Origin of the sequence: Listeria sp. LM90SB2, assembly GCF_028867355.1 — a bacterium.
GTDB lineage: Bacteria > Bacillota > Bacilli > Lactobacillales > Listeriaceae > Listeria > Listeria monocytogenes_B.
The window spans coordinates 343,755-356,867 of sequence record NZ_CP046449.1; the positions used below are offsets into that span (position 1 = coordinate 343,755).

Annotated in this window: 8 protein-coding genes; 7 read left to right on the forward strand and 1 reads right to left on the reverse strand. The window is 32.7% G+C overall.

The features are described from left to right. Window positions 1-11: 11 nt before the first annotated feature. From GL301_RS01655 to GL301_RS01685, 7 genes are all read left to right on the forward strand, one after another. On the forward strand, window positions 12-3,119 hold the full coding sequence (locus GL301_RS01655) for a type I restriction endonuclease subunit R (protein WP_070008184.1): 3,108 nt from the start codon (window positions 12-14) through the stop codon (window positions 3,117-3,119). Window positions 3,120-3,173: 54 nt separating this feature from the next. Beyond that, on the forward strand, window positions 3,174-4,133 hold the full coding sequence (locus tag GL301_RS01660; RefSeq protein WP_061106778.1) for a restriction endonuclease: 960 nt from the start codon (window positions 3,174-3,176) through the stop codon (window positions 4,131-4,133). A gap of 47 nt (window positions 4,134-4,180) precedes the next feature. After that, window positions 4,181-7,753: a DEAD/DEAH box helicase gene (locus GL301_RS01665; protein ID WP_274758828.1), complete on the forward strand. Its 3,573-nt coding sequence runs from the start codon at window positions 4,181-4,183 to the stop codon at window positions 7,751-7,753. A 214-nt stretch (window positions 7,754-7,967) separates the two neighbouring features. After that, window positions 7,968-9,308 (forward strand): hypothetical protein, encoded by a 1,341-nt coding sequence (locus GL301_RS01670; RefSeq protein WP_048666724.1) that lies wholly within the window; start codon window positions 7,968-7,970, stop codon window positions 9,306-9,308. Between the two features lie 194 nt (window positions 9,309-9,502). Continuing rightward, the gene (locus tag GL301_RS01675; protein ID WP_048666725.1) at window positions 9,503-10,054 is read left to right on the forward strand and encodes a hypothetical protein; all 552 of its coding nucleotides are present in this window, start codon (window positions 9,503-9,505) and stop codon (window positions 10,052-10,054) included. Window positions 10,055-10,259: 205 nt separating this feature from the next. Continuing rightward, on the forward strand, window positions 10,260-11,525 hold the full coding sequence (locus GL301_RS01680) for an MrcB family domain-containing protein (RefSeq protein ID WP_048666726.1): 1,266 nt from the start codon (window positions 10,260-10,262) through the stop codon (window positions 11,523-11,525). Next, entirely contained in the window at window positions 11,482-12,564 is a 1,083-nt protein-coding gene (locus GL301_RS01685; RefSeq protein ID WP_048666727.1) for a threonine aldolase family protein, read from the forward strand. The genes GL301_RS01680 and GL301_RS01685 overlap by 44 nt, the downstream gene beginning before the upstream one ends. Before the next feature lie 57 nt (window positions 12,565-12,621). Here GL301_RS01685 and GL301_RS01690 read toward each other — a convergent pair whose 3' ends face one another. Continuing rightward, window positions 12,622-13,008: a DUF1433 domain-containing protein gene (locus GL301_RS01690; protein ID WP_026747109.1), complete on the reverse strand. Its 387-nt coding sequence runs from the start codon at window positions 13,006-13,008 to the stop codon at window positions 12,622-12,624. Between the last annotated feature and the right edge of the window lie 105 nt (window positions 13,009-13,113).

The window sequence follows — 13,113 nt, forward strand, 5'->3', positions numbered from 1 at the left end:
GGGGATGAATCATGGGGAACACAACAAAAAAAGCGTCCGAAAAAGCTTTTCAAGATAATTTTGTGAAAGAACTTCAAAATTATCAATGGGATGCACCAGATTTTTTAGATGGAAACAAACAAAAAGTAACCGTGAATGATTTAATTAACCACTGGCGAGAAGAACTCAACCGACTTAACGCAGACCAGCTAGAAGGAATTCCTCTAACAGACGGTGAATTTAGCCAAGTAATGACAAAAGTAAGGAAGATAAATAATAGTTACGAGGCGGCAAAACTCTTAGCGATTGAAGATGGTAAAGGAAAAATTGATGGAATTTATCGAGATGATAATCCGAAAGTTACAAGGAAACAAATAACCCTAACTATCTTCAAAAAAGCAGAGGTTCGTGGTGGAGAATCTAGTTATAAAATTGCGCGTGAAGTAGAAGCGCCGATGACAGATGAAAAAGGTAAGACAAGTAGATTTGATATTGTCTTACTCATTAATGGCTTGCCTTTAATTAATGTAGAACAAAAACGTGCCGATAAGCCCTTAGATGAAGCATTTGAACAATTTAAACGTTATTATCGTAACGGCGAATATACAAATAATTTTATGGCGTTTTCTCAGATGATGGTAATGACAACGGAGATTGAAACGCGCTATTTTGCTACTCCAAAATCAATAAAAGATTTTAATCAGAGTTTTGTTTTTCATTGGTCAGATAAAAATAATAAACCGATGAATAACTGGAAGCAAATTGTTGCTAATTTTCTTATGATTCCTATGGCACATCAAATGGTCGGGGATTATTTGATTATTGATGAAGCAAAAGAAGAAGAAAATAAACGACACATGCTTATGCGGCCGTACCAAGTGTATGCGCTTCAAGCAGTTGAGGGCGCGGCATTTGGTTGGGATCAAGAAGATAAAATCCCACATGGCGGGTTTGTTTGGCATACCACGGGTTCTGGAAAAACGATTACTAGTTTTAAAACAGCGCTATTTCTGTCCACTCGCGCTGGTTTTGATAAAGTTGTCTTTTTAGTTGATAGACGCGAGCTAGATAGTAGGACAAGCGCAAATTTTAAAGCTTATGCAGCTTTTGAGTCTGTTTCAGTAGATGATACGAAACACACCTATCATTTGAAAAAAGAACTTAAGTCCTCTAAAGCTGGTATCATCGTGACTACAACATTTAAATTAAATAGTTTAATAAAGGAATTAGAAGAGACACATGATTCTAGTTTAGCTGATAAGAAAATTGTATTTATTATCGATGAAGCTCATCGGACAACAATGGGGCAGATGATGGGGGATATAAAAAAACACTTTAAGAAAAAAGGCTTGTTTTATGGCTTTACAGGGACACCACTTTTTGATGAAAATGAAGTTAGAGGAAAAGTTAATCATAAAAGTGAAGTAATTAACACGACGGAAAAATTATTTGGAAGAGAATTACATAAATATACGATTGATGAAGCGATTGCTGATGGAAATGTATTAGGATTCAACGTCGATTATATTAATACGGGTGAGTTTGAAAATTATGATGCGCTACGAGATAAACTTGTTGAGCAATTACTCTTAGAAAAACCAGAATTAGGTGTCAAAGAAACTACTAAATTAGTATATAGATACTCAGAATTAGAAGTAGAAAGAATAGCAGCAAATAAAGGTCTGCTAGTTTATAACGATGATACGCATATCCCAAGGGTTGTTGAAGAAATACTTGCTAATTGGGATATGCAATCACAAGAGAAGACATTTAATGCAATACTCACAGTTGCATATAAAAAACGAGTGATTGACTATTATAATGAATTCAAAAAGCAACTACAATCAAGCGGGCAAAAACTAAATATAGCGATGACCTTCAGTTTTGGTAATGAAAATGATCCTGAGAATGTAGCTCCAGAAATTATTAAGGGAATGTTTAGCGATTATGCTGCTTTTACAGGTATTGAGTTTGTAGCAGGTGATAAAAAATATGGGGAAACGGCTTATTTTGAAGATATTGTAGAACGAGCAACTCGCGGCGGTAGTGGTCGAAACGAGAAAAATATTGATTTAATCATTGTCGCAGATCAGTTGTTAACTGGTTACGACTCTAGGTATCTTAATACATTGTATGTGGATCGATATTTAAAACTTCAAGGTTTAATCCAAGCTTATTCACGTACTAATAGAGTTCTTGATAAAAGAAAAGAGTTTGGAAGTATTGTCAATTTCCAATACCCTAGAATGACAGAGGACGATGTAAATAATGCTTTGAAATTATACGGAAGTGGCGGGAAAAGTAGTTTAGCCATTGTGGATTTATATGATACAGCTGTTAAAAAGTTGAGGATAAAAATTGATGAAATGGTTCTCACATTACCAGATCCAACTGCTTGGGCAAGCCTTGAGAATGATGATTTGGAGCGAATAGAGTTTATCAAAGCGTTTAAGGATGCTGCAGTTCAGTGGAGAACTGTAGAGCAATATTATGAGTATGCTTGGAATGAAGAGACATTTGGTATGGATGAACATACATGGTTACTCTATGTTGGTGCTTATAATAACTTACTGAATGAAGAGCAAATCGTATATGAAGAATCTATTAGTACTCCGCTTCCTGGAAAAACGAAATTATCTCGTAACCAAAGAATTGACGCAGCGCATATTTTAAGTTTAATCGATTCGAAAGTTGATTCAAGTGGAGCAATGCAGTTTGCTGATAAAGAAACATTACGCCTTATTTATGAAGATATTCAGGAGCTTAGTAATAGAGGGGAACACATTCAGGCAATGCTATTAAAAGATTTTGTCGAACAAGAGCTAGTGCCAGGTAAAATAACTAGTAATATCACTTTTGATGATGCTTTCGAAGCTTGGAAAAAAGAACAAGAGCAGGTGGTTATCCAAGCTTTTGCTAAAGAATGGGGTATTGTAGATCAAGATGATATATTAGCTAAATCTGTTAGTGCTTATTCTGAAATGCAACCAGATGTTATCCCTTATTTTGAGGATGTAATAGGTAGCGTTGAATATGAAATTGCAGAAAATAAGGCTGCGGGAAACCAATTAGAGCATAAGATGAAGCTACGGGAAAAAATGCCTGAATGGATTGCGGAGACTAGGCAGAGGTATAATTGATTTGAAATGTGGTTACAATAACTAACAACAAAAATAGAGAAAGCGGGACCTCATATGAATAAAGACTGGACAAAATTAAAACAATCAGCAAACGGGCTACCTACATTTGACTCCATCATTCCATATATTTTAGAAGTGCTAAAAAATGATGAAGAGGCAACAATTCATACTATTAGAAATAGAGTATATAAACATTTAAATATTCCAGAAGATATTAAATTGGTCACTTATCCAGAAACAAATGATTTTATCCTTGCTAATCGCTTTAGTTTTGCGTTAAGCGAACTATATAAAGCAGGGGCATTATGTCGTCCCAAAAGAGGGATATACCAAATAACCACATCTGGCAAACAATTATTAAAAATAAACGGAGATAAACTCACAAAAAAAATGTTAGAAGAAGAGCCAGATTATATTAATTACATCAAAGAATTAGCTATCCGAAACCAGCGCAAAGGAATTTCGACAAGTGTTAGTGAAGATATTGAAAAAGAAAATCCTAAAAAAGAAGTTGGCAGCATTATTGATAATATGAATAATGAAGTTTCTATTGAATTATTAGATAAAATTCGAAATAGTGATCCATATTTTTTCGAGCAACTTGTTGTTGATTTACTTAGCAGAATGGGATATAGCGGAGAAGGTGGAAGTGCCAAAGTAACTAGTCGATCCAATGACGGGGGGATTGATGGTATTATTAATCAGGACCCACTTGGCACGAGTACAGTATATCTCCAAGCTAAAAGATACAAAGAAGATAATAGAATAAATCGATCGGATATACAATCATTTTATGGTGCATTAGCAAGTGTGCGAGCTGATAGAGGAGTTTTTATTACGACCTCTAGTTATACAAGTGGAGCAAAAGAATTTGCTGTTAATCAGGGTATTGTGTTAATTGACGGGATTCAATTAACAGAATTGATGTTGAAGTACAAAGTTGGAGTGGAAGCTGAAAATCAGTATACGATATTCCGGATTGATAATGATTATTTTGAGTTGAATAATATATAAAAAGAAATTTTCGTGAGATGAAGACATAGCATAAGGCGGGGGCAGTTATGAAAACAAAACAACTAAAAGCCATGGAAATTATTGAATTTTGGCGATTAATAGAATTTTTGAACCAAAAAGCGTTTCCAATACAAAACATGGAAGATAGAAAAGTACAGTTATCAAAAATGGAAGAGCTAAATCAAAACAAACTAACTATTTTTGAGGAAGTAACAGATCAACAAACCATTAAAGAGAAGATTAAAGATAATGAAAAACTTAATGAACAATTACCAATTACTAGTAGTGATTTTCATATTGTAGTTGGTCGGATGCAAAGGAAAATTATTATTGATACACTTTATCAAGAATTCAAAGGTAAAGAAACTGTTGAAAATAATGCGGAAAATATTGCTATGTTTGCATTAAAAGTTAATTCAGAGGGACTGTACATTAAAGAGTCACTGCGTTTATCGCCACTGTTGTGGGGAATGACGATTTGTTGTCACTATCCTGATAAACTTAAAACAAAGCTGAGGTTAGAAGAATACTATAGAACGATGGCTATCATTGAAGCAAAATTTTTTCCTGAGGATGAAGATGATAATGAGGTCACTGCCGACAAGTTAAAAGAAATATTTTATTATATTGTAAATGTATTTATAAAGAAGTATGTTTCTACTTCAAGCGAAAATTATGAAAACTACTATAATAAAATGATCTATACTCGCTTTAAAGATCAAGCGGAATATGATAAACATAATGATATTTTGGAAGATTATAGTGAATTAATGACGAGCTTTTTTCAAAATGATTTTGAGTTAGTATTAAATAATTTAAACACAGAAGAAGGTAATTATGACTTCGTTAATTATGTTACCTCACTTCATGAGGAAAGCAATCAAACCAAGCTTGAAAAGCAACGTAAAGATATTAGACAAAATGATGATTTATTAAAAGAAATTCTAGACCCTTTGAATGGACCAAAAGGAAAATGGCCTTCTAAGTATTCGCCAGTGTTAATGCAACAAGTAGCAATTAATGCGTATTTACAGAATGAAGAAAAAGTCTTTTCCGTAAATGGCCCTCCAGGAACAGGTAAGACAACTTTACTTAAGGAATTGATTGCACATAATGTAGTAGAAAGAGCGGCCCTTTTAGCAGAATATAAATACGCTGACGATGCATTTGATACAAAGGCCTTTAATGATGGTGGAAAGAAAGACAGGGGCTACGATAATTATAATAGACGTTTTTATGATTTTAAAGATAGCAGTATTAATGATTTTAGTATGTTAGTTGCATCATCTAACAATGCTGCAGTTGAAAATATTACCAGGGAATTACCAGGTTATGATGGTCTAATGGGTGGAATTAATTCTCAAGAAACTGCAGAAATTAAACAATTATTTGATCAACGAAAACAGCAAACAAAACTTTCTTTCTATGTTAAAACATGTGATGATATGAACAAAATGAAAAAAAGGCTTGTAGAAAGAAACGATGTCTATTTTACCGTACTTGCTCATCTATTAAAACATAATTATGACAACATCGGAAACAAAGAATTACTGGATGAGTGGGGATTGATATCTGCTCCTTTAGGAAAACGAGCAAATTTATCAAATTATTATTATCAGGTAATTGAGCCTATAATTCAGAGTATAACTAAGGTTGAAGAAGTGAACTATAAAGAGTTTGAAAAATGTAAGAAGGAATTTAAAAACCAATATCAAAACGTTGTTAATTTTCAACGATTTTTACATGAAAGTACAAGAATCAATGAAAAAAAGAGGTTTAAATTAGAAGCAATTGATCGTAAAATTCAACATATTTATACTGAAAGTAAAAAGTTTTTGAACCAAATTGATTACTTTAATAAAGAGAAGATGAGACATGAGAATGAATTGAATCAATATTCTCCAACAATAAAACAAACTTATTTTCAGCTTGAGGTAGAAGAGAATAAGCTTCTTCTTTTAAAAAAGAAAACTAGTATTATAAGAGAACAAATTACAGAAATAGCGAAAGAAATAATGGAATTAGAAGACCAGAGAAAGATTCATGAGATAGTATTAAAGCGTTTTTTTAAAACACAACGTTTACTAAGTCTAGAAGAACTAAAGAGTGGACTGTTATCTTTACAAAAGGATGAAAAGTTTGCGATTTTGGTTGAGCAAAAACAACAAGAAGTAATTTCTAAACAAAAAAACATACTTTTCGAACAAAAAATGTATAAAGATAAGTTGGAAAATAAATTCAAAAAAGCACATCAGGAAATCTTTATATATGAAAAGGAAATTCAAAAAAATAGGGTAAGATTGAGAGAACTTAGAGAAGATGCAAAGAATGTAGAATTAGAGAGTCAAAAAGAAATAAAAGTTTTAGAGCAAAGTGGGACGATAGCTCTTGGAGAAGCATTTTTTGCTAAACTACATGATAAAAATACGGAAACTCAATTAGAAGCGCAACTCGCAAATCCATGGGTGACAAAAGAATATGACCGAGAAAGAGAGAAATTATTCTATTTAGCTTTACAGGTGAATAAGTATTTTATTTTAACTTCAAAAAAAGTGAAGTCGAATCTAGTTAATTTGGGTTACTTGTGGAAATTTAAGAAGAATAGAGATAATGAGTTTTGTCGTTTTACAGATAATGACAGGAGGCATTGTTTTAAAGCACTACTAAATACAATTTTTCTTGTGACACCGGTTATTTCAACTACATTTGCTTCTGTTAGTAAATTTTTGGTTGATATAGAGCAGCCGGAAAGTTTAGGTCAATTAATTATTGATGAGGCTGGACAGGCTACTCCTCAAATGGCAGTTGGCGCACTTTGGCGGTTTAAGAAAGCTATTGTTGTTGGTGATCCTAAGCAAGTAGAGCCAGTGGTGACAGATGATGTGAGTCTTTTAATGGAGCTATTCGCTAGAGAAGAGTTTTCATGGTATAAGGGAAAGATGATTTCCGTTCAAAGTTTTGCCGACAGTTTAAATTATATTGGGAGTTTTCTTTCTTCAAATGATCGAAGTGAAAAACAGTGGGTGGGTTGCCCGTTAGTTATTCATCGGCGATGTTTAAATCCAATGTTTGCTATCTCGAATGAATTGTCTTATGATAACACGATGCTTTATCAAACCGCTGCCCCTAAAGAATCAGTTGAAAAAAGTTTAGTCTTTCAAAAGTCAGTTTGGATTTCTGTTGATGGTAGTGAAATTGGCAATAAAAATCATCATGTTCCTGACCAAGCAAGAAAAGCTGTAACAGTTGTTGAACGAGCATTTGAAAAACAGAAAGGTAAAGCTGATATTTACATTATTTCTCCTTTCACATCAGTAATAAGAGGATTTGTACAAGAAGCTAAAAAATCTTCTACGCTAAAACGTTATGGCAAATCATTATTGGATGCGTGGCTTGATACTCATTGTGGAACTGTCCATAAATTTCAAGGTAAAGAATCAGGAGAGGTAGTCTTTTTATTAGGTTGCGATGCTAGTGCGTCTGGAGCAGTAAATTGGGTGAATGAAAATATTGTGAATGTTGCTGTTACAAGAGCTAAGTATCGATTATATGTTATTGGAGATGCAGAGATTTGGAGAAGAATCCTTCATTGCTTGTTGTGCAAAATAGGTTGGAAATAATGCGAGCTGCTAAACAGGAAATAGTGAATACGTGATTTTGGGTGAAGGGGAGGCTGATGCGAAAGATGGAATGAACCTTTTGAGAGTGTATATAGATAATGATATCTTTGGTATCAGCTAATTATTTTGTTTCTGGTCTAGGAGAAATAAACTTATTAAACATAAGTAAAGCAGTATTCATTATATTTTTAAATTCATAATATAGGAGAACAACATGAAAATATCAAATAGGGTAATTTCTTTTATTAATATTTTTGTAGGGCCTTTAATTTATTTTGAAAATGCCATAGATTTTCTTCAACTAGGTAAACGAGGAAAAGGTTTGATTAAAAATATAGCAGCATTAGTAGTTTGTAGCATTTTTTTAATGATAATATTTGTTTTCTTCTATATGCTATTTGGAATAAACATTAAGTTTATTTATTATTTATTACTCTTTATGTGTTCCTTTTGTAGTATTTTCTTTGTAATTAGGAGAAAGGAAACTTATAATTTGTTGAAAATATTGAGCTGTTACTTTCTACATTTAAACTATAGATGGCAAAAATTTGAGAAAGAAAATTTGGCAAACTTGCTTATCAATGTAGTACTAACATTTATATGGGGATTTTTTGTACATTGGTTAACAAAAAAAGCTTTTTTTAGTTTGTCTATTACTAATCCAGCAATAATAGAAGGGACAACTTTAGTTTTACTAATAACAACTTTATATGCTTTTTATGTTCATTTTCCACAACGAGAAAAAACAAGGAAATTTAGGAAAAAAAGTATTAACCTAATAGTAATGATAGGAACAAATGTAGTACTGTCTTTTAATACGTATTACACAGTGCAAAAAACAATGACCATTAATGAAATAACATTATCGGTACTTTCTTGGATGATAGCAATAGCCCTGTTATTATTTACGTTAACAGATTTTTTAACTTATTCTATAATAAGTTATGAAATACCCTATTATATTTTAAAAGAGTATGCTAAAAAGAAAAAGGTTGCTAGAAAAAGGCAAAAGCAATTTTTGAAGGCTTTAAAAGCAGAACTTGTTCAAGTTACAAAAATGCCGGAGACTATAGACTTCATTTTTTATGAGGTAAATTGGTTTTTACGTAAGAATAATTTTACTTTGAAACTATTTATCTCGAATATAGTAATAGTTAGCTTTATGGCTATAAGCTTCTATTATATAATTGAGAAAGAAGTGTCGAAAGGGCCCTTTTTTAAGATAATGGAAGGTATTATTTTTCCATTGTTAATTGATATAGCCCCTTTTGTCTTTATTATTATTATTTTATATAGATTTGTTTTTGGGCTAATAATTTATATTCTCAACGACTACAAAAATAAAAATATTAAGGATTGGTTAGAAGCAATACAAGTGTCTTTATTAACAATCCCAATAATCATGATGTTTATTGTAGGTTTGTTCAATTTAATCGATGCTAATATCAATCTCAAAGGTTGGGGTGAACTAAGTGCAATAATTTGGGGGATAGGAATATTTTTTAGTTTTTTACTTATATTAATCAGATATTTTAGAGTAAAGTTTCTTGAATGACAGAGAGTTAAATTAGAAGTAAAGATTTATGTAATGCTCAATATATAGGCATTGTTATAAATTAGTATTGTTCTTAGACGCTGATTTTTTATTATGATGTTTATTTTGAAAATACTCAGTAGCTATAGAATAATTGTACAAATCATATTGAAGAATCTTAATAAGAAAAAATTTAAAAAAAGGAGAGCAACAAGATGAGCAAAAAGTTAGTAAGTATTATATTTTTAGGGATTTGTCTTTTGTTAGTAGGATGTGGTAAAGAGGTTGTTGATAGCAAATTTACTGGGAAGTGGAAGTTGGAATCGGTTAGTGTAGGTGCGAGTGACGGGACGAATTTAAAAGATACGGGTATGGCAAGTAAGATGAGTGTGGATCTGGACATGGATGCAGATGGTAATGTAACAGAATTGTATATTGATGATGAAGTTGCCATAACGAATTCTTATAAATTAAAACAAAAAGATGGCGATAAATACCAATATGATGGTCCGGTAGTTAGTAAAAAAGTGTATGGTTATGAAACAGAAAGTGAAAAAGAGAACGTGCAAAAAGTCCTTAAAATGCTTGAAGCACAGGATGGTATTGAGATAACGAAAAGTGAGCAAAAAGGAAATGAATACCGTGTGGATACTAAAGAAAAAAGAGATTATGTACTTTCTATGGAGCTTGAAAGTGAGAAATTAGTTTTGAAAAAAGTGGATGACAAAGAGAACAGTTTGATTCAGGAAACATATAAGAAAAATTAAACTATATTAAGCGGGAATCGGAAGTCCGTTGTAACCACCTATGTTTAAAGATTTATTTGTGAAGACTATTCTTTTGAGGATTCCTCAGGAGGGTAGTTTTTTTGTTAAAAAGATGCTTTTATAGTTAAATTCACAATAATCTTACATTCTTAGGTATAATATGTGTGAGAAGATGAAAATACATATTGTAAAAAGGATGTTTGTGATGAACTTAGTGAGATTATTAAAATACATGCAAGAAAACTACGGGGAACAGATAACTAATCATCCAATGGCTGGGAATGAAGTAGCGAAAAATTTTAAGAAAGGTGCGAAAACAGTCTTTGAAACCTTCTTGTTAGGAAATGACTATAATATATCTGCATCCATTGGCACAGGAGGCTGGGCAAATGTACCTTGGATTGCTGTGCATGATAAAGAAATTAGCACAAGTGTACAAGAGGGAGTTAATATAGTTTATTTGTTTACAAATGATTACCAAGGTGTATATTTATCTTTAAATCAAGGATACACATATGTAAATAAAAATTATAAAAATACTAAATTGACTTTAGGGAAAATTGCTCGTTTTTGGCAGGAAAATTTATCCACGTTAAAATCTGAAAATGGTTTTACAATTGCCCCAATTAACCTCGGCCGGGAGGAATCTCGTTATACTAATCTTGTGAAAGGTTATGAATCTTGTAATATTTATAGTAAATATTATGATATTAAAGATTTGGAAGAAACTGATAATGATTTATTATCACAAGATTTGCTGCAAATGCTCACTGTATTTAAAGAATTAAAAGGTCATTTAATGTTGGATGACAAAAAAGGTATAGAAGCTACAATTGATTTCATAATTAATAATGGAACTTTCAATGAATTAAGCGAAAAAGCAAAATCAGAGAAAATCTTTGAAATAGAAAAAAAGCGTAAATTAGTTTTAGGTAAAGAAGAAACGCATTCAAGAAATTCGGTAGTTAAGGAAGAAAAAGCACCTTACATCACTAAAAGAGATTATGCGAAAGAAGCTATTAGAAATACGGAAAAAGGATTGCAAGGAGAGTATTTGGTAATTAATTATGAAAGAGAAAGGTTAATGAAGAATACTATTACAAAATCTTATGCAGATAAAATCACTCATGTTTCTGAAAGTGGTGATGGGCATGGATATGATATTATTTCCTATGACATAAATCCAGATGCATCAAATGAAGTGATTGAGATTTATATCGAAGTTAAAACAACGACAGGAAATAGAGATGCTCCATTTTATTTATCAGATAATGAATTAAATGTTGCGAGAATAAAAGGTGAGCTTTATAAAATTTATCGGGTATATGATTATAATACAGCGCCAAAACTGAAGATTATTGATAATTTATTCGATGAGACCCTAGAAATAAAACCAATCAATTATATCGTAAAAGGAGTGAACCAAAATGACAACAACACTAAAAACCAGCTACCAAAAAACACCTTATAAACTAGGCGGGAACGGTCCGCGCAATGTAGGTGTTCTGACAGAAGCACTTCAAAATATTGATGATAACCTAGAAAGCGATATTTACGGAAATGGCGCAGTTATTGCAAACTTTGAAACAAAAATCGCGAAAATTCTCGGGAAACAATCTGCGGTGTTTTTCCCAAGTGGGACGATGGCTCAGCAAATAGCGTTAAGGATTTGGGCTGACCGGAAAGAGAATCGGCGCGTGGCATATCATCCGCTTTCGCATTTGGAGATTCACGAGCAAGATGGGCTAAAAGAATTGCAGCAAATCACGCCAATATTACTTGGTACGGCGAATCGGCTTTTGACAATTGACGATATTAAAAGCCTTCGCGAGCCAGTTTCTAGTGTGCTTATCGAACTTCCTCAACGAGAAATTGGTGGACAGCTGCCTTCTTTTGAAGAGCTTGAGGAGATTTCGGAGTATTGCCATGAACAGGGTATTTCGTTGCATCTTGACGGGGCACGGTTATGGGAAATCACGCCGTTTTATCAGAAGTCTGCGGAAGAAATTTGTGCGCTGTTTGATAGTGTGTATGTGTCGTTTTACAAAGGAATTGGCGGGATTGCTGGGGCGATTCTGGCTGGGAATGATGATTTTGTGCAAGAGGCGAAAATCTGGAAACGACGGTATGGCGGAGATTTGATTAGTCTGTATCCGTATATTTTGTCCGCGGATTACTATTTTGAAAAACGGATTGGGAAAATGGCGGAATATTTTGAAGCGGCGAAAGGATTGGCTGAGCGATTTAATTCGTGTTCGGGCGTGAAGACTGTGCCGGAAGTGCCGGTTTCTAATATGTTTCATGTTTATTTTGAGAAGTCGGCTGATGAGATTGGGGCGATTTTGACGAAGATTCAGGATGAAACTGGAGTTGGAATTTCGGGGTATTTGCAGGAGAAATCGGCGGATGTTTGTGCGTTTGAGGTTTCGGTTGGGGATGCGTTTGCAGAGATACCGGCAAAAAATTTAGAACTAGTTTTTGAATGTTTGGAAAAGGAACTTAGACTATAAATTTGGATATAAAAAGACAAGCTATTTTCTATAGTAGCTTGTCTTTTTTAGTATGAATTATATTTTATTTCGACTGATTATTTGGTCTTCATAAGATTTTAAATCGGATAGAATTTCATTAATTGTCTTAGTTTTTTCTTTTGGCATTTCTAAGGACGTCTCTTCTTTTTCTATAATTTCATCGTAACCTTTTCTAGGGTCTTTAAACATTTTATCAAGTTCATCAGAGCAACTAAAAAGTTTGACGTCTTTCCCCGCAGTAAAACTCAGATTTTTATCATTATTTATGTATCCATCAATACTTATACCAATAGGATTAAATTCTTCATTGGTGAAAGTAACTGTATTAAAGTCTGGAATATTATATTTAAGATATATCGTTATTTTTTCTTTTTGGTCATTAAAGAAAGCTAGGTCTTTTTTTTCTTGCTCTTGATGTTGCATATAAAAGTAACCTCCTAGAATGGATAACATTGTGATAATTAGCACAATAACTAGTATAATAATTTTAGTTCGTTTTGACATAAAAGACCTCCAGAGATGAAAGGA